Below are 16,386 nucleotides of genomic sequence, written 5' to 3'. Positions count from 1 at the left end.
CCACTCCCTTTTTTCATGCCCGAGAACTTCATGCTCGAAAACTGTGTCGTGAGGTCAGCGGCATGATCCCCGGCGAGTGACGGCCGGGCCGGAGCCGTTGGCCGGGCGAGGCAGTGGGGAGCGCGCAGGCAGCGGCCCCGCAATCCTGCGGGTCCCGGGGACCGGATGTGACGCATCCAGGGGTGGGCACATCTGCCGCTGTGCGTGTTCCTGCCTCATGCTGGAGACATGTCGAGCTGCCCTCCTGAGACCACCTCCGATCGCCTTGAGGACGACGGAAAGACGTCTGAATCCGGAGCATCGTCGGTCGGAACGTCAATGCCCGCGACCGTCTCGGCGTCGGCCGCGGCGAGGGAGGCGAACGGGGCGAGAGGCGGCCGGACCGGGACAACGCCCGCGCGCGACCGGCATCCCGTGGTGACCGCGCTGGCGCTCTCTGCGGGCACCGCCGCTCTGGTCAGCGCCGAGTTCATCCCGGCGGGTGTGCTTCCCGGTATGGCCGCGGATCTCGGGGTGACGGAAGGCAGGGCCGGCCTGACGCTCGCTGCGACTGCTCTGGCCGGTGCTTTCACGGCCCCGACCATCGCCTCGCTCGTCCCACGGGCCGATCGGCGCACCGTTCTGCTGTCCTTGCTGCTGCTCGCCATCGTCTCCAATGTGATCGTGGCGGTCTCCCCGAGCTTCGCCGTGGTGCTGGCGGCGCGGGTACTGCTGGGCATAGCCATCGCGGGCTTCTGGTCCTTCGCCCTCGCGGTCGGCGTGCAGGTGACGGGCCGAGCCGCGCTCGTGTCCACGACGGTGGCTCTTGGCACGAGCATGGCCACCGTCATCGGGGTGCCGATCTCCTCGATCCTCGGAGACATCATCGGGTGGCGGGCGGTGTTCCTCGTGATCACCGCACTCACCCTGCTCGCTGCCGGCGTGCTGTGGCGCCTGCTCCCGTCCGTTCCGGCGCAGCCCGGCGCAGGGTTCGCGATGATGCGGGCCGTGCTCGGCAACCGGCGCCTGGTGGCAGGGATCGTCGTGATCTTCCTGGCTGCCTTCGCCAACTTCGCGGCCTACCCGTACATCCGGGTGGCGATCGAGGCGGTCGACGCGAGCGTGGTCGCCGTGCTCCTGCTGGGCTGGGGCCTTGGCGGCCTGTTCGGCAACCTGGTGGGCGGCTACCTCTCGCGCTGGCTGCGGTGGGCTGCCGCCGCCGGCCCCGGACTGCTCGCGGTCGCGCTGGCCACCATGGCAGGTACCCAGGACGTCGGCGTGCTGGCGGCGGCTGTCGTGCTGTGGGGGATCGGCTTCAACATAGTGCCGGTGATCACTCAGCTGTGGGTCGCCGCGGCCGAGCCCCGTCGCGTGGAGTCAGCGGTCGCCCTCCAGGTGACGGCGTTCCAGGTGGCCATCATGTCGGGGTCCGTCGTCGGCGGAGTCCTCGTGGACCAGCAGGGGCCCGCGGCGGCGATGATGCTCGGGGCCGTGCTCGCGGCCGTCGCAGCGGTCGGGTTCTCGGCCATCGCGGTGCGACCGCGCCAGCACTGAGAGGTCCCGGGCGGCCCGGACTCACGGACACCGCGCGGAGCGATGGCGGAGTCACAGGGGCGACGGGCAGCCTCAGAGGTTCTCGTCGAGATTCTTCTCGAGCAGCGCGGTCAGGGTGTCGAGCGCGTCGTCGGCCCCTTCGCCCTCGGCGCGGAGCGTCACCTCGTCACCATAGTCGACGTTCAAGGTGAGGAGCATGAGGATGCTGGAGGCCTGAACCGGTGCCATCCCGGCCTTCTCGATGGTCACCGGGGTCTGCAGCTCGCTCGCTGCCTGCGAGAAGATCGCCGCCGGGCGGGCGTGCAGTCCGCTCGTGCTGGCGATCTTCACAGTTCGTTCGGGCATGTCGGGGAGCCTTTCTGGATGTGTCCCCACCAGGGTATCGCCGTGTCGAGCCTGTCTGTGACGGAGCTTCCATCGTGGCGTGGTCCTCGCGTGTGCGGGCTGCCGGACATGCCGGCCCCAGCGGACGCTCGTCAGCGCCCCACGGGCGGGTGGGAACTCCTCGAACTCCCTGTTCACCGCCGCGCCGCAGCGATGCCGCACGCTGTCTGCCCCCGGCACCTCCGGCAGTGGGAGCAGACGCCCGACGGGGGACGTCTGGGCTGGTCGTTGCCAACACGTGATGTGCCCGAGCGCGTCCGCGAGGGATCATCGGCGCAGCCCCCTGCCCCGGTACGATACGGGGATGCCCAGCACTCATGGCCGTGCCCCGGATCCTCGACCCGCACGTACCCGCGCCGCGATCTTCGCAGCCGCCCGGGACCTCAGCGCCACCGACGGCGAGATCACCGTCAACGCCCTCGCGCGTCGCGCCGGTGTCAGCCGCGCCGCGTTCTACAGCCACTTCTCCGGCCTCGACGATCTGGTGGCCGCGATGTTCGGCTCGATGCTCGAGCTCCAGTACACGCGCGCCGAGCAGCTCATCGCTGACGGCGGCGACATGCACCGGATCGTGCAATCAGCCGCCGCGACGATGGTGGCGTACGTCGACCGCCACCACGCCTTCCTGCGTGGTGCGCTGGAGTGGAAGTTCTCCCATTCCACGTACCTGATCCTGGTGAAGACCCTCTCCGACCTCCACGTGATCGCTCTCGAGCGCCTGGGGGACGAGGTCCCGCCGTCCCTCCCCATCGCCGAGGCCGCCCGGTTCTACGCCGGCGGCACGCTGGATGTGCTCATCCAGTGGCTCGTGGAGACCGGGGACGATGCCCGCGCCGGCGTGGAGCTGGACAGCTCACGCGTCACCGCCGCTCTGCTTCGTCTGCTCCCCAGCTGGTACACCGGCCTGCAGCCGGAGGACCCGGTCCCGACCGATCTCGTCGTCGGGGACCTGTTCGCGGATTCCCTGCACGAAGACTCCTGAGCCCTGGGGCGTCCGACGCCCCTGGGCCCCCGACATGAACCGTCGGGCGCTCAGCAGTCCCGGGCGAGGCGCAGCAGCACGCGTGCGCCGAAGCGCACCGCGTCCACGGGGACCCGTTCGTCCACGCCGTGGAACAGCGGTGCGAAGTCCAGATCCTTGGGCAGCTGGAGCGGGGCGAAGCCGTACCCGATGATGCCCAGCTCGCGGGAGAGGGGCTTGTTGTCGGTGCCTCCGCTGAGGCAGTAGGGGAGCACCCGAGAGCCGGGATCCTCTGCCTGGATCGACCGGGTCATCACGTCCACGAGCGGGCCCGTGCGCGGGGAGTCCACCGAGTTGCCGATGTCGTCCACGACGACCTCGACGTGCTCACCCGTCAGCTCCTCGAGCAGCGAGAGCAGCTCCTCCTGGTGGCCGGGCAGGAACCGGGCGTCGAAGGTCGCTTCGGCGGTCTGCGGGATGACGTTCCCTTTGTAGCCGGCATCGAGCATCGTGAGGTTCGCCGAGTCGCTGAGGGTGCCGGAGACGAACTGGCGCGCTCCGCCCAGCAGAGGCAGGAACGAGGCGATGTCCTCCTCGTCCCAGCCGATGCCGGTGATCTCGGTAACCCCGTCGAACAGGGCACGCACGCTGGCGACGAACTCGATGGGGAAGACATGGGCGTCGATCGCGGTGATCGCACGGGCCAGGCGCACGATGGCGTTCTCGTCGTTGGGCACGGACCCGTGGCCGGCCCGGCCCGTCGCCCGCAGGCGACCCCAGATCAGGCCCTTCTCGGCGGTCTGGAGGACATAGGCGCGCACGTCCTCGCCCGTCTCCTTTTCCGGCAGGGTGATCGAGTAGCCGCCCACCTCGCTGATCGCCTCGCTCATCCCTGCGAAGATCTCCGGGTGGTGCTCGACGATCCACTCCGATCCCCAGATCCCGCGGTTCTCCTCGTCGGCGAAGAAGGCGAACAGCAGATCACGCGGAGGGACCTGGCCAGCGCGGGACAGGTGCCTCGCGAGCGCCAGGAGCATGCCGACCATGTCCTTCATGTCCACGGCGCCGCGACCGTAGATCATGCCGTCGCGGATCTCCGCCCCGAAGGGATCTGCTGACCAGTCCTCGGCGCGCGCAGGGACCACGTCGAGGTGGCCGTGCAGGATCAGGCCCCCGCGCTCGCGGTCCTCTCCCGGCAGGCGCACGAACACACTGGGCCGCCCCGGGGCGGATTCATGGACCTCCGGCGAGAGCCCCACCTCGCGCAACTTTCCCACCACGTAATCGGCCGCTTCGGTCTCGCCCTTGCCCCAGGTGGCCGGATCGTTGCCCCCGAAGTTGGTGGTGTCGATCCGGATCAGCTCGCGGGTGAACAGCACCGCTTCGTCCTGCAGCAGGCTGAGTTCATCGGCGCTCGGGTCGGCGATCGGCATGCGGGGTCCTCCTCGGGGTCGGGGTCCTCACCGTACTCGGCGCCGGTGCGCCCGGTCATCGGGGCCGACACCCTGAGACATGAGGACGAACGAGCACGGCGCGGGCGCTCCCCTCAGGGTGCGCCCGCGCCGTGCGGTGCGTCGATCAGGCCTGTGCGTCGTGCGCCTGGTCTCCTGCCGCTCGTTCCTCGCGGTGCGTCGATCAGGCCTGTGAGCCCTCGAGGTGGGCGCGGATGAACCACTGGAACTTCTCCAGTCCGCGGGTCTGCTCGACCAGGATGTCCTCGGTCATCGGATCGAGCTCGCCGGCCAGGGTGATGGCCTTGCGGTTCGAGGAGATGATGCCCGTGTAGACCTCGTCCAGGGCCTTCAGGTGCTCCTGCGTGTCCGCCTTGCCGGTGGTGTAGTCGGACCAGCTGCGCTCGGCGACGAGGCGGCCCGGGGTGCCGACGGGGGAGGCGCCGAGCTGGGCGATGCGCTCGGCGAGGTCGTCGGCGAATCCGCGCACCTCCGCGACCTCGGGGTCGAGCATCTCGTGGACGGCGATGAAGCGCGGCCCCGTGACGTTCCAGTGTGCGTGCTTGAGCGTCAGGTGCAGATCGTTCATGGCGTGGAGCCGGTCCTGCAGGGACTCCACGAGACGGAGGGAGTCGTCCGTGCCGAGTCCGGGAATGGTGTAAGCGAGGTCAGCCATGTCATCTCCTTGGTGTCGTGAGGTGCTCGTGTCGAGCATTGTTGTCCAGTTCAACGCGCAGCGGAAGGTGCATGTTCCTGCGCGCCCGGGCTGTCTGGTCACGCAGGTGAGCCTCACCTGCACTCTTGAGCGGAAGAGCGGGAGCGCGCCGGTCGACGTCGCGAGCCGAACGCGCTGTCGACCTCGCTGCGGCGCCTCGCGGTGGCCGTCCGTAGGATGGTCACCTGAACAGCCCATCCAGCAGGACTCGCAGGAGGTGCGCCCATGAAGCCGATCGCCACGATCCGAGGACGTCTGGCCTCGGTCCCCGCCACTGTGCGCCGCCGCGCCGAGAACTCGTCCGCGCGCTCGCGGGTGCTGGCCGACGCCCGGGCCATCTCCCCGGAGCTGCCCCGCGATGCCGACTCCGGACATCTGATCCGCGCCGCCCGCCGCATCGTGCGCCGCGCCGCGCAGGACGAATTCGCCCGGGAGGGTGTCTCCCAGGTGCGCCTGCCCGATGGTTGGGGGAGGGTCGAGCTGCGTCGCGCCGATGTGCCGGGAGACGCCAGCTTCCATGCCTTTGTCGAGGACATGCTGCTCGCTCTGGACATCGCCCCGAGCGTGCTCGAGCGGGACGACGCCGTGGCGCTGCTCTCGTCGCCGGCCTCGGCGGACGCTTACGGACTCTCGCCGGAAGTGGCGGCGGACCTGGCGTCCTACCTGTTGGGCAAGGCGCTCGAGCTCGACCCCGATCTCGGGGAGGGCGAGGAGTTCTTCGCGGAGCAGTCGACGCAGATCCGGCAGGATGTGCGGGCGACGCTCGTGCGGCAGGTGCGGGTGCCGCTCGAGTTGAAGGTGGCTCTGGATCGCCATGAGCGGATCGAGAGCGGACAGGCTCCGCCGACCGGTTTCGGCGGACCCGACATCTCCGGTTTCGCCTCGCAGAAGGGCGGTCCCGGCGACGAGGACGCCACCGACGAGGAGCGTCGCGGTTTCGTGGACAGGGCGCAGGCCGCCTTCGACTTCGCGCAGTCCGAGGCCGGCAGGACCGCCTTCAGCGTGCTGCGCAGCGGCGCGGAGAAGGCCTACGAGGCGTACGGGCATCGAGAGGGCGACGGGAAGACCCCGCGCACGGGGCCTCCCACGAAGCCCTGAGGGTCACGACGGATCGTCGGCCGACGGATCCGCGCTCTGCGCGGCCGATGGGCCGGCGAGGATCGTGTAGAGACCTCGGCGGGTCTCTTCGAGCAGGACGGCGGCCTGGCGCACCTGCTCGTCCGAGCCGGTGCGGGCCATCTCCCGCACGGCGCCGAGCAGACCGTGCGCGAGCTCTCGCAGATCGATGACCTCGTCGTCCGCTGACTGCGCGGCCGCGGGGAACGGATCCGCCCACGTGGACGAGTTCTCCTCGACGTGGGCATGGCCCGCCTCGGTGAGGCTCGCGAGCTTGCGCCCGCCGGACTTTTCGGTGATGACCAGGCCTTCGTCCTCGAGCTGCGAGATCGTGGGATAGATGGCTCCGGGGCTCGGACGCCAGCGGCTGCCGGTGCGCTCGGTGATCGTCTGCATCAGCTGGTAGCCGTGCATCGGCTCCTCGGCGAGCAGCAGCAGCACAGCGGTGCGGACGTCGCCGCGGGGTGCGCGGTGAGGTCCTCGACCTCGGCGATCGGGCCCGCCGCGCCGACCGCGACCGCCGCCGCGCCCGCCCCCGTGCGGGCCGAACCCGCCGTCGCGAGGGTCGTCGCGGCGGCCGGGGCCGTACGTGCCGAACCCGCCGAGGCCCTTCCCGTCCGGACCGAAGCCGCGGGGGTCGAAGCCGTCGGGACCGCGGTCCGCAGGGCCGAAGCCCTCGGGACCGCGTCGGCCGCGACCCCCGCCCGGCCGGCCGCCGTGCGCGCGGGGGTCGCCGCTGCGCCCTCGGCGCTCAGAGCCGAAGTCGTCGCGTCCTTCCGGGCCCTGGGACCCGTCCCGCTGCCAGCGGCCTGCGCGGTCGAAGCCGTCCCCGAATCGGGGCTGATGAGGAGAGTGATGGTGTCGCATGGGGCGACCCCCTTCCTGTAGAAGTAGCATCACGATATATCGTTATGTATCGCGTGGCAAGGCCTCGTGGCGTCCGCCATGTCGGGTCATCCGCGGCGGCGCGCAGTCCGCCGAGGGGAAGGACGGTCCCTGCGCAGCGAACGGCGCCGGGCCCCCGCAGGGATCCGGCGCCGTTCGGTTCATTGTCCTAGCAGGTCAGAGGCCGGCCTTCTCGCGCAGCTGGCGCTTGATGCGAGCGAGCATCCCGGCCATGCCGTTCAAGCGCAGCAGGCTCACGACCTCGGCCAGGCCGAGCTCCCCGGTGACCGTCTCCGGGGTGTCGATCACCTCGCCGACGGTGCGGCCGTCCAGGGCCTCGGCGAGGATCGCGGCGAAACCGCGGGTGGTCGGGGCCTCCGGTGGGGCGGAGAAGAACAGGCGGGCGATCGCGTCGCGGCCCGATCCCTCGACCTCGGTGGCCAGGAAGATCGGGGACTGGCATTCCGGGACCGGCTCGAGCAGCTCGGGATGCTCCGCATAGCGCTCGGGCAGCTCCGGCAGGCCGTTGGCGAACTCCAGCAGCAGCTGCAGGCGGTCCCGGCCGGTCAGGGCATGGAAGTCGTCGGCGATCTCGGCGAACGCCTCCGGGAGAACGTCGCTCATCGGGCGGCGACCTCACCTGGTTCCGTGCCCACGGCGATGGGCAGGCGCACGGCGTTGCCCCACTCGGTCCAGGAGCCGTCGTAGTTGCGCACGCTGTCGAAGCCGAGCAGGTACTTCAGCACGAACCAGGTGTGGGACGAGCGCTCGCCGATGCGGCAGTAGGCGATGACCGGCGCGGAGGTCTCGAAGCCCAGCTCGCCCTGGTAGATCGCTTCGAGGTCCTCACGGGACTTGAAGCGGCCGTCCTCGGCGGCGGCACGGCCCCATGGGACGGACAGCGCAGTGGGGATGTGCCCGCCGCGCACGGTGCCCTCCTGCGGGTAGTCCGGCATGTGGGTGCGCTCGCCGGAGAACTCCTGCGGGGAGCGGACGTCGACCAGCTGGCCGCCCAGGAAGTTGAGCACGTCCTCCCGGTAAGCGCGGATCGGGGCGTCCTCGCGCTCGATGTGCGGGTAACCGGACGTGGCAGCGGGACGACCGTCGTCGGACGTCGTCATCTCGCGACCCTCGGCCTGCCACGCGGCGCGGCCGCCGTCGAGCAGACGCACGTCCGGATGCCCGAACAGCTCGAACACCCACAGGGCGTACGCGGCCCACCAGTTCGACTTGTCGCCGTAGATCACCACAGTGGTCTCGCGAGTGATGCCGGAGGCGTCCATGAGCTTCGCGAAGCCGGCTCCGTCGACGTAGTCGCGGGTGACCGGGTCGTTGAGATCCAGGTGCCAGTCGATCTTCACGGCGCCGGGGATGTGGCCGGTCTCGTAGAGAAGCACGTCCTCATCGGATTCGACGACGACCAGCTCGTCGCTGCCGAGGGTGTCGGCGAGCCACTGCGTGGTCACGAGCTTCTCGGGGTGGGCGTACTCCTGCAGGGCAGGACTCGGATCGACGGGAACGGTCATGGAGGAACCTTTCGAACGCTGGATGGACTGGATCCAGTCTGTCACTGCCGGGCGCTCGGTGGGGATCCGTGAACTGTGCTGCGAGCGGACGCCTCGAGGAGGTCGGTCCTCGCACCGGGCTTCCGCCGCTCTTCCCACGGCGGGCCCGGGCTCCTACGGTGGCTCCATGGAGAACCTGGAGCAGGAATCCCTCATCCCGAAGCTCGACCTGATCGTCCTGGACTGTCCCGACGCGATGGAGCTCGCGACGTTCTACGCGAAGCTGCTGCGCTGGCGGCTCGAGGAGGGATCGGACCGTGACTGGGCCACGCTCTCCCCGCCTCGCGGCGGCCTCACCCCGGAGAATCCGGACGGCGACGCCACGCTCGCCTTCCAGCGGATCGACGACTACCAGGCGCCGAGCTGGCCCGGCGGCGCCCACCCCCAGCAGTTCCACCTCGACTTCGCGGTGCCGGACATCGACAAGGCCGAGCCGCGCGTGCTCTCCCTCGGCGCGGCCGTGCACGAGCACCAGCCCTCAGGATCGGGCAGCTTCCGGGTCTACGTCGATCCCGCCGGGCACCCGTTTTGCCTCGTCCAGAACACGTGAGGGTGCCGGCGCCCCGACGGCTCTGACCCGGTATTCGACCATGCTGAGGGTCGCGCCACCTGGATGGGCAGGGTGCCCACTATCGACGGACCGGAACGGTGGTCAGTAGAACCCCTTGCCGATCACGGCGTGGCGGACCCCGCCCGTCGGATCATCGACATCGCCCGAGTAACGCGGAATGACGTGCAGGTGGGCATGGAAAACGGTCTGGCCGGCGGAGGCCCCGGCATTGAAGCCGACGTTGTACCCGTCCGGGGCGTGCTCCGCGTCCAGACGTGCCTTCACGACGTCGACGAGCTCCAGGGCCTCGCGCATCTCCTCGGGCGACGCGTCGAACCAGGTCGGGATCTGCCTGACCGGAATGATGAGCGCGTGACCGGGGGATACCGGGTGCGCGTCATGCACGGCGAAGGCAAGAGAGCTCTCGGCGATCCGCTCTCTCCGCGGGATCCTCGTGAACGGCGAGGACGCGACGTCCTTCTGCTCGGGCAGTGGTGCATCCTCTGATAGCCGCGCCTCCGTTGCCGCCCGCGTGACACCGAGCAGGGCATCGAGTTCCTCCACGGTCTGCGGCCGCCCGACGACGATCAGCTCGCCGGCCGGGTCGGTGCGGACCGCGCCGCCGGCCTCCTCGGCGAGGAGCGTGCCGCCCACCAGATCCCAGATCTCGTTGCGGTACGCGACCATCGCGCCGAGCTGCCCGGTGACCAGCAGCCCCCAATCCGAGGACGGCGCCCAGCTGCGCAGCACCCGCTTCGTGCCGCGTTCGAGGGAGGTGAAAAGGTCGTTGCGGCGCTCGTCGTCATGGCCCACCTCGTACCCCTGGGTGAACGCGACGGTGGTGCGGTCCAGCGGGACCCCGGTGCCGAGCACCAGGCGTCGGGGCTCCTTGTCCTCGCCCTGGGAGAGCCACGCGCCCGCGCCGGCGATCGCCCAGAAGGTGCGCCGTCGCGGGGAGTCGTGCACGACGGCGACCAGCGGACGGTCTCCCTCGCACAGGGTGATGCACACGCCGTAGACGTCCAGGCCCAGCACGTAGTTGTGGGTGCCGTCCAGAGGGTCGATCAGCCAGCGGTGGCGGGCTCCCGCCGCAGCGCCCTGCTCGCCCTCCTCCTCGCCGAGGATCGCGTGCTCCGGGTAGCGCTCGCGCAGCGCCTGAACGATCCGCGCCTCCGCCTCACGATCCACGTGGGTGACGAGATCGGCGCCGGTGCCCTTCGCCTCGATCCGGGCGGTGTCGTGCTCGGCGACGGCGAAGTCGCCGGCCTCCCGGGCGAGGGTGATGGCCAGTTCTGCTGCGCTGCGAAGATCCACCCGTCGACAGTAGCCGTGCGCCGGGACTAGGACGCGTAGGTCTCGAAGGACTCGCGGATCCGCGGCCCGGAGGCTCCGTCGGCGAGCAGCACCTGCAGCAGCAGGCGGGCCTTCGCGGGCGGCAGGTGCCCGGCCATGAGCGCTCCGGCCTCCAGCAGGTCCACCTCGCTTCCCGGATAGGCGTAGTGGTGGGTGGAGGTGCCGCCGGAGGGGATCCTGGTCGCGACCACGACGGGCACGCCGTCGGCCAGCAGGCCGCGCAGGCGCGGCATCGCGGCGGGGGAGACGTGCCCCATGCCGACCCCGGCGATCACCAGGCCGGAGAGGAGCTCCGCGGGCAGGTGATCGAGCAGATCGAAATCGTCGTCGAGCCCGGCCATCAGCGTCGGCACCCGGGGCAGACGCCCGAGCGGTGCGTCGGGCAGGACGACGGCGCGGCGGGGGAGGGGCTGCAGGAGACGCAGTTCGGCGCCGTCCACGATCGCGAGCGGGCCCGACGGCGTGGAGGCGAAGGCCGCGACCGAGCGCGAGGAGACCTTCGAGACCTGGTCGGCGAGATGCACGTGACCGTCGAACACCACCAGCACGCCGGCACCGCGGGCCGACGGCGACGCCGCGGTGCGGGCGGCGTCCTGCAGGTTCGCGGGCCCGTCGGCGCCGGGCGCGCTCGCCGGACGCATCGCCCCCGTGACCACCAGCGGGGCCTCGCGATCCCACACGCGGTTCAGCAGGAACGCGGACTCCTCGAGGGTGTCGGTGCCGTGGGTGAGCACCACCCCGGCGGCCCCGGCGTCGACCGCGTGCCGGGCCCGCTCGAGCACCTCGGCCAGATGGTGGGGGCGCACGTCGGAGGAGGAGACGTTCGCGATCTCGTGCGCGATGAGCTCGATCCCGTCGATCAGGGTGCTCGTGAGGCGCTCGCCGGCCGCTGAGTCCGGTGCGGCATGGCCGCCGTCCTCGCCCTGGGTCATGAAGATGGTGCCGCCGAGGGTCAGCAGGGTGATGGCGGATGGTGCGCCGGAGGCACCGGACGGGCTGGGCACCGAGGACGGGCCGGGGGCGCTGGACGGGGGCGACGTGCTGGTCACGACAGGTCCGGCTCCTCACCGAGGTAGAAGGCGGCGGTGCGCACGGACGCCTTGCGGGCCGGCTTCTTGTCCGCGCCGGAGGCGACGTGCGCCTCGTACCAGGCGTCCGCCGTGGCGCGCGTGAACTCGGCGCCCTCGGGGGAGCTCGCGAAACGGCCCAGGCGACCCATGAGATCGGCCGACGGGTCCTGGAGGTGCAGGGCCAGTCCGTACAGCGCACCGTCCCAGCCGCAGCCGGTCGCGGCCGGGCCGAAGGTCGCCCAATGGGCGTCGGCCGGGACCGTGTGGCGCAGCTCGAAGCGGGTGCGCGGCGCAGCGGTGCCCACGGTGCCCGCCTCCGCAGCGGTCCCGGCTGCTGCTGCCTCGGCCGACGCCACGTCCGCGGCCGGGGCGTCGCCGTCGGCCCCGGTCTCCTCCGCAGGGGTCACCAGCAGTTCCATCTCGCTGCGGCTGTTGCCGAACTCCCAGCTCAGCAGCAGGCGGCGCGGAGCCTCGACGGCGAGCACGCTGCCGTGGGTCTCCATGTCGGGCAGCGTGTAGGCACCGCCCTCGACCACCTCGCCGCTGGCGCGACCGAACCACACCTCGAGGTGCGAACCGATCGTGAGCGCCGACCACAGCTCCTCGGGGTCCACGGGGAAGGTCTGGGCGAGGGAGACGGTGTTGCCGTTCTTCGCGGGAGCGACGGTGCGGGTGACCTCGGTCAGCTGGGTCTCGGGGGTGGGAGTCGATGAGGACAAGGGGGTGCTCCTTCGTCAGGCGGGGTTCGAGCCCACTGTGTCAGGTGGTGGAGGTGCGGCGCAGGCGCACGATGACCTCGGCGTGCTCGGTGTGGGGGAACATGTCCACGAAGCGACCGGCGGTGACGCGCACAGAGGGCATGGCCGCGAGGTCCGTGGCCAGCGTGGTGGGATTGCAGCTGGAGTAGACGATGTCACGTACGCCGGACCGCTCGAGCCACGCGGCGAGCTCGGGGCCGATCCCGCGGCGCGGCGGGTTCACGACCACCACGTCCGGTGGGCCGTCCTCGCCCGCGGCCTCCCGGATCGCCCAGGCGGTCGCGTCGTCGGCGAGGAAGGTGGCCGGGAGGCGCTGCGCGGCGGCCGACTCACGGGCTCCGTCGATCGCCTGCGCGGAGACCTCCACCCCGGTGACCCGTGCAGAGGGCAGGGCGCGAGCGACGTGCAGGGCGAAGCCGCCGAGACCGCAGTACAGGTCCCAGATCCGTGGGGCAGGTACCGCCGCGGGGCTCGCGGGGTTCGCGCGGCTCTCTGGGTTCTCTGGGTTCTCTGGATCTGCGGATGCCTCGCCTGCGGGAGTGTCTGCTGCGGTGCGTTCCTGGAGGATCTCGCTGATCCATGCGGCGCCCTGACGGTAGAGATCCCCGGCGACGCCGGTGTGGGTCTGCAGGAAGGACTGCGGGCGGGCGAACAGCGTGACGTCCCCGGTGCGCACGGCGATCGAGGACGCCCCGGCGAGAGGGATCTCCTGCTCGCCCTCGACGCGCGTGGTGTGGTCCGGATGGATGTTCGAGGTGACCGCGATGACCGAGGGGTGGGCGGCGAGCATCGCGGGCAGGTGCTCGCGGATCCGGCCCAGGGCCTTCTCGCTGCGCAGCACCAGGCGCAGCAGATGCTCGCCATCGGGCGACGCGGTGACCAGCACGTTCTTGAGCTCGCCCCGGCGTCGGGCCACGTCATAGGGCGGTACCTGCGCCCGACGGATCAGGGCCTTCGCCCCCTCGAGCACGGCCTCGACGCCGTCGGGATACAGGGGGCAGTCGCAGAGATCCGCGGTGAGCGCCTGACCGGGCAGGCCCAGGACTGGCTCCTGCGCGGTGCCGCCCACCGCCATCTTCCCGCGGGCGCGGAAGCCGGACTCGGCGCCGACGATCGGAGCCTGCCAGGCGGCGCCCGTCGCGAGGAACGGGGCCAGCAGCGTCTCGACGCGCTCGCGCCCCTCGGCGACCTGCCGGGGGCGGGGGAGGTCCAGGAGAGTGCACGACCTGCACTCCCCGGACTCGAAATGATGGCAGCGCACCCCCGGAGTCTACGGGGCGACGGTGAGCGGAGCCGGCACCGAGCCAGGGCGCGGAGCTTCGCATGTCAGTGCCCGCGCGTACCGTCGCAGACGGGTCATGAGACGCGGCTGCACTCCTTCGACAGAGGCCGCGCGGCAACCGGAACCGAACCCGGTGCCCGTCGAGGAAGACCCGGTCGGAGAGCAGCCGCTCCTTCGGTCAGCGGACCCGCCCGGGCCCACGTCGGAAGGCCGAACGATGCACCACGAGAACGATCCCTCCGCGAGCACCTGGCGGGACCAGCTGATCGAGCTGGATCTGCCGGGCGTCGGCGCGATCACGGCCTGCGCCGACCCGGCGCTGTTCGCCGACGAGCCGGAGGGGCCGACGGTCTCGCCCGCGGACGCGCCCGGGGCTGCGGCCGACGGAGAGGACGAGGACGAGCTCGCCTATCGCCGGCGTCGGCCCACGACACCTCCCGCACCCGAGACCGTGCGCGCCACGCTGCGGGACCGGGTGCCGTTCGACCTCGAGCACACCTGGCTGGTGCTCCCGGCGCTCGGCCCCGTGCTGCCCACGCTGAGCCCCGAGGGCATGATCGTCGCCGACCTCAGCGGCGGCCAGGCGCCGTTCGAGGCGCGCCTGCGGCCGACGGACCCGCCGAGCCGTCCCAGCCGGGAGGGCGCGAGCGCAGGGGCTCCGTCGGGTGGCGGGCGCACCTCGATCCGGCCCCCTGAGCGCAGCTGGTTCCGTCGGCCGGTGGTCGCCGGCGCCCTGCGTCGTCGTGGGGGCCCGGTGGCACTCGGAGCGCTCGTCGGCTCGCGGCGCGACTGGTTCGAACCGGCCGCCGCGGCCCGGGAGGATCTGCTCGCCGCCCATCCGGACCAGGCGCTCGAGCGTGCGCTGCTGATCGCCGTCGAGCAAGGACAGGCAGCCGTGCTGCGGATCGGCCCCGGAGGCCTCGACGTGATCCCCACCGGGGCGGATCCGCGGGTGCCGGAGGTCGAGGGGCTCGACCTCCTGGTCACGGAGCGGCCTGCGCGGTGCCCGTTGCAGGGGCGCGACGGGGAGGGACCCTGCCGTCCCCAGGGCGGCCCCTGGATCCGGGCTGCGCACGAGGCGCAGGTGAACTGGGAGGCGCGACGGTCGCTGGCGCTCACCGTGCAGGCCTGCGGGGTGTGCTTCGGGGAGCCGCTACCGCCCGAGTCCGATCAGCCGCAGGTTCCCCAGCTCTCCCATCGCGAGTCCGTGGTGGAGATCAGCCGGTTGCATCTGCGCGACGGCGAGATGGTGCGCATCGACCCGATCGCGCCGCCGCGCTGAGCACTCCAGAACGGGCAGGACGAGAGGAGGGGAGGACGAGATGCGGGGAGGCGGAGGCTCGCGGTCGGGGAGGGTCCCGACAGCGGACCTCAGGCGCGGATGATCAGGAGAACCACTCGGTGGGCGGGCCCAGCGACAGCAGCACCGAGAACACGATCGCGACCACGACGATCGCGATGAGCGCTGCCGGGAGGGGATGGCGCAGCCCGAGGGAGGCCACCTTCTCGAGCGGCTTCCGGCCCGGCTCCGTGCGCAGCCGCCAGGCCTCCCCGAGCAGGCCACGGCGGATCGCGGAGCGCTCGAAGGGCACCGTCATGTACGGGATGACCGCCGAGACGATCCCGAGCAGCACGTCGCGGAGCTTCCAGCGCTGATCGATCGCGACCAGGACCGTCACCACCAGGTAGGACAGGAAGGTGAAGCCGTGCAGACCGCCGCCGATGCGCACCAGCACGTCGGTCACCTGCAGGACGTACTTCAGGAGCATGCCCGCCAGCAGGAGGGTCCAGGTGACCATCTCGGCGAAGGCGAGCACCCGGTAGAGACGGGAGGGCGTGGAGAACAGGCGCATGGCCCCCATCGTGCCAGGACGACCTGGGTCGCGTCCGTACGGAGCGGCGCGGCATCCTCGCGGCGTGCGGGAGGGCGTGCTTCCGCTGTGCACTCCCAACTGTGGATTCCCACGGTGCGGGCCATCGGAAAGTCGTGTCCCGGGCCGACCTCCGCAGGGTGGATCCTGCACGGGCTCGGGGCCACACTGGCGATATGTCCACCATGACGATCCCCGCAGAGCTCTTCCTGTTGCTGACCAACGACGCCGGCCGTCAGGACGCGACCCAGTTCCGCAAGCCGGCGCTCGCGGCCGCCGCCGTCGTCGAGCTCACCCTGCGCGAGAAGGTGGCCATCGGGACAGAGCGCAACCCGAAGGTGACGGTCACCGACGCCTCGGCGCCGGAGATCCCCGAGCTGGACCAGGCCCTCCGGGCGATCATCGTGCTCGACGGCAAGCGCCTGAAGTCCGTGATCTCCCACCGCTCGATGGACCTCACCGAGGTGCTCGGCGACGGACTCGCCGCGGCCGGAGCCGTGGAGCGCAAGGACGGCTGGATCCTCACCAGCTGGCCGGTGAAGGACCCTGCGCTGGAGACCGCGCTGCGCAGCCGCCTGGCTGCGGCGATCGCGGATCCCTCGCGTGCGAGCCTGCAGGATGCGATCCTGCTCGAGCTGCTGAGCGCGATGAAGATCGCCCATCTCCTCCTCCGGGAGGAGACGGGCGGCATGAGACGTCGTGAGCTGGACAGAGTGGTCAAGGGACTCGCCGTCGATCATCCGGCGGCCTCTGCGCTCCGCCGGATCCTGGACGAGATGAACACTGCGATCGCGACGCAGGCTGCGATGATGGCGAACTGAGAGATGGCGAGCGCTCCGGCTGGGACGTGCTGCTCACGTGATCTCGCCAGGGGAACTCAGGGCGCTCGTCA

17 protein-coding genes and 1 riboswitch are annotated in these 16,386 nt (G+C 71.3%); of the genes, 6 read left to right on the top strand and 11 right to left on the bottom strand.

Annotation, left to right across the window (positions count from 1 at the left end; all coding sequences use genetic code 11):
- Nucleotides 1-414 precede the first annotated feature (414 nt).
- Nucleotides 415-1,533, top strand: a complete 1,119-nt coding sequence (locus CIK71_RS06230) for an MFS transporter (protein WP_245857339.1) — start codon at nucleotides 415-417, stop codon at nucleotides 1,531-1,533.
- A 72-nt stretch (nucleotides 1,534-1,605) separates the two neighbouring features.
- On the opposite strand, the gene CIK71_RS06225 is transcribed toward CIK71_RS06230, so the two are convergent.
- Complete coding sequence (locus tag CIK71_RS06225; RefSeq protein WP_096164325.1) at nucleotides 1,606-1,878, bottom strand: HPr family phosphocarrier protein; 273 nt, start codon at nucleotides 1,876-1,878, stop codon at nucleotides 1,606-1,608.
- Between the two features lie 343 nt (nucleotides 1,879-2,221).
- On the opposite strand from CIK71_RS06225, the gene CIK71_RS06220 reads away from it, so the two are divergent.
- Nucleotides 2,222-2,899 carry a TetR/AcrR family transcriptional regulator gene (locus CIK71_RS06220; RefSeq protein WP_241964177.1) on the top strand — a complete coding sequence of 226 codons (678 nt, stop codon included), beginning with the start codon at nucleotides 2,222-2,224 and terminating at the stop codon, nucleotides 2,897-2,899.
- Between the two features lie 50 nt (nucleotides 2,900-2,949).
- Here CIK71_RS06220 and CIK71_RS06215 read toward each other — a convergent pair whose 3' ends face one another.
- A complete protein-coding gene (locus CIK71_RS06215) occupies nucleotides 2,950-4,311 on the bottom strand; it encodes a M20/M25/M40 family metallo-hydrolase (RefSeq protein ID WP_096164323.1) in 1,362 nt (453 codons plus the stop codon).
- Between the two features lie 202 nt (nucleotides 4,312-4,513).
- A complete protein-coding gene (gene dps / locus CIK71_RS06210) occupies nucleotides 4,514-5,005 on the bottom strand; it encodes a DNA starvation/stationary phase protection protein Dps (protein ID WP_096164322.1) in 492 nt (163 codons plus the stop codon).
- A gap of 264 nt (nucleotides 5,006-5,269) precedes the next feature.
- Here dps and CIK71_RS06205 point away from each other — a divergent pair, with 264 nt between their 5' ends.
- Nucleotides 5,270-6,142, top strand: a complete 873-nt coding sequence (locus CIK71_RS06205; protein ID WP_096164321.1) for a hypothetical protein — start codon at nucleotides 5,270-5,272, stop codon at nucleotides 6,140-6,142.
- A gap of 3 nt (nucleotides 6,143-6,145) precedes the next feature.
- Here CIK71_RS06205 and CIK71_RS06200 read toward each other — a convergent pair whose 3' ends face one another.
- The 3 genes from CIK71_RS06200 to CIK71_RS06190 form a co-directional block, all read right to left on the bottom strand.
- Entirely contained in the window at nucleotides 6,146-7,027 is an 882-nt protein-coding gene (locus CIK71_RS06200) for a PadR family transcriptional regulator (protein ID WP_096164320.1), read from the bottom strand.
- Between the two features lie 195 nt (nucleotides 7,028-7,222).
- The gene (locus tag CIK71_RS06195; protein ID WP_096164319.1) at nucleotides 7,223-7,669 is read right to left on the bottom strand and encodes a SufE family protein; all 447 of its coding nucleotides are present in this window, start codon (nucleotides 7,667-7,669) and stop codon (nucleotides 7,223-7,225) included.
- Nucleotides 7,666-8,571: a sulfurtransferase gene (locus tag CIK71_RS06190; RefSeq protein ID WP_096164318.1), complete on the bottom strand. Its 906-nt coding sequence runs from the start codon at nucleotides 8,569-8,571 to the stop codon at nucleotides 7,666-7,668. Before CIK71_RS06190 ends, CIK71_RS06195 begins: the two co-directional genes overlap by 4 nt.
- A gap of 166 nt (nucleotides 8,572-8,737) precedes the next feature.
- On the opposite strand from CIK71_RS06190, the gene CIK71_RS06185 reads away from it, so the two are divergent.
- Entirely contained in the window at nucleotides 8,738-9,160 is a 423-nt protein-coding gene (locus CIK71_RS06185; RefSeq protein ID WP_096164317.1) for a VOC family protein, read from the top strand.
- Between the two features lie 102 nt (nucleotides 9,161-9,262).
- On the opposite strand, the gene CIK71_RS17990 is transcribed toward CIK71_RS06185, so the two are convergent.
- The 4 genes from CIK71_RS17990 to CIK71_RS06165 are packed head-to-tail and all read right to left on the bottom strand — an operon-like array spanning nucleotide 9,263 to nucleotide 13,602.
- A complete protein-coding gene (locus tag CIK71_RS17990) occupies nucleotides 9,263-10,474 on the bottom strand; it encodes an inositol monophosphatase family protein (protein WP_096164316.1) in 1,212 nt (403 codons plus the stop codon).
- Between the two features lie 26 nt (nucleotides 10,475-10,500).
- Complete coding sequence (locus tag CIK71_RS06175; RefSeq protein ID WP_241964232.1) at nucleotides 10,501-11,562, bottom strand: asparaginase; 1,062 nt, start codon at nucleotides 11,560-11,562, stop codon at nucleotides 10,501-10,503.
- On the bottom strand, nucleotides 11,559-12,302 hold the full coding sequence (locus CIK71_RS06170) for an SRPBCC domain-containing protein (protein WP_096164315.1): 744 nt from the start codon (nucleotides 12,300-12,302) through the stop codon (nucleotides 11,559-11,561). Before CIK71_RS06170 ends, CIK71_RS06175 begins: the two co-directional genes overlap by 4 nt.
- Before the next feature lie 40 nt (nucleotides 12,303-12,342).
- Entirely contained in the window at nucleotides 12,343-13,602 is a 1,260-nt protein-coding gene (locus tag CIK71_RS06165; protein ID WP_096164314.1) for a methyltransferase domain-containing protein, read from the bottom strand.
- Nucleotides 13,603-13,695: 93 nt separating this feature from the next.
- Nucleotides 13,696-13,811: riboswitch (SAM riboswitch) on the top strand.
- 29 nt (nucleotides 13,812-13,840) lie between these two features.
- On the opposite strand from CIK71_RS06165, the gene CIK71_RS06160 reads away from it, so the two are divergent.
- Nucleotides 13,841-14,905, top strand: coding sequence for a hypothetical protein (locus CIK71_RS06160; protein ID WP_096164313.1), 1,065 nt, complete (start codon nucleotides 13,841-13,843; stop codon nucleotides 14,903-14,905).
- A gap of 103 nt (nucleotides 14,906-15,008) precedes the next feature.
- Here CIK71_RS06160 and CIK71_RS06155 read toward each other — a convergent pair whose 3' ends face one another.
- Nucleotides 15,009-15,476: a DUF3817 domain-containing protein gene (locus tag CIK71_RS06155; protein ID WP_096164312.1), complete on the bottom strand. Its 468-nt coding sequence runs from the start codon at nucleotides 15,474-15,476 to the stop codon at nucleotides 15,009-15,011.
- Between the two features lie 194 nt (nucleotides 15,477-15,670).
- On the opposite strand from CIK71_RS06155, the gene CIK71_RS06150 reads away from it, so the two are divergent.
- Nucleotides 15,671-16,315, top strand: a complete 645-nt coding sequence (locus tag CIK71_RS06150) for a GOLPH3/VPS74 family protein (protein ID WP_096164311.1) — start codon at nucleotides 15,671-15,673, stop codon at nucleotides 16,313-16,315.
- The last annotated feature ends 71 nt before the right edge of the window (nucleotides 16,316-16,386 follow it).

The organism is Brachybacterium alimentarium (genome assembly GCF_002332425.1).
GTDB classification, from domain to species: domain Bacteria; phylum Actinomycetota; class Actinomycetes; order Actinomycetales; family Dermabacteraceae; genus Brachybacterium; species Brachybacterium alimentarium.
Note: the sequence above shows the minus strand (reverse complement) of the source record. Positions and strands in the feature narration are given on the sequence as shown.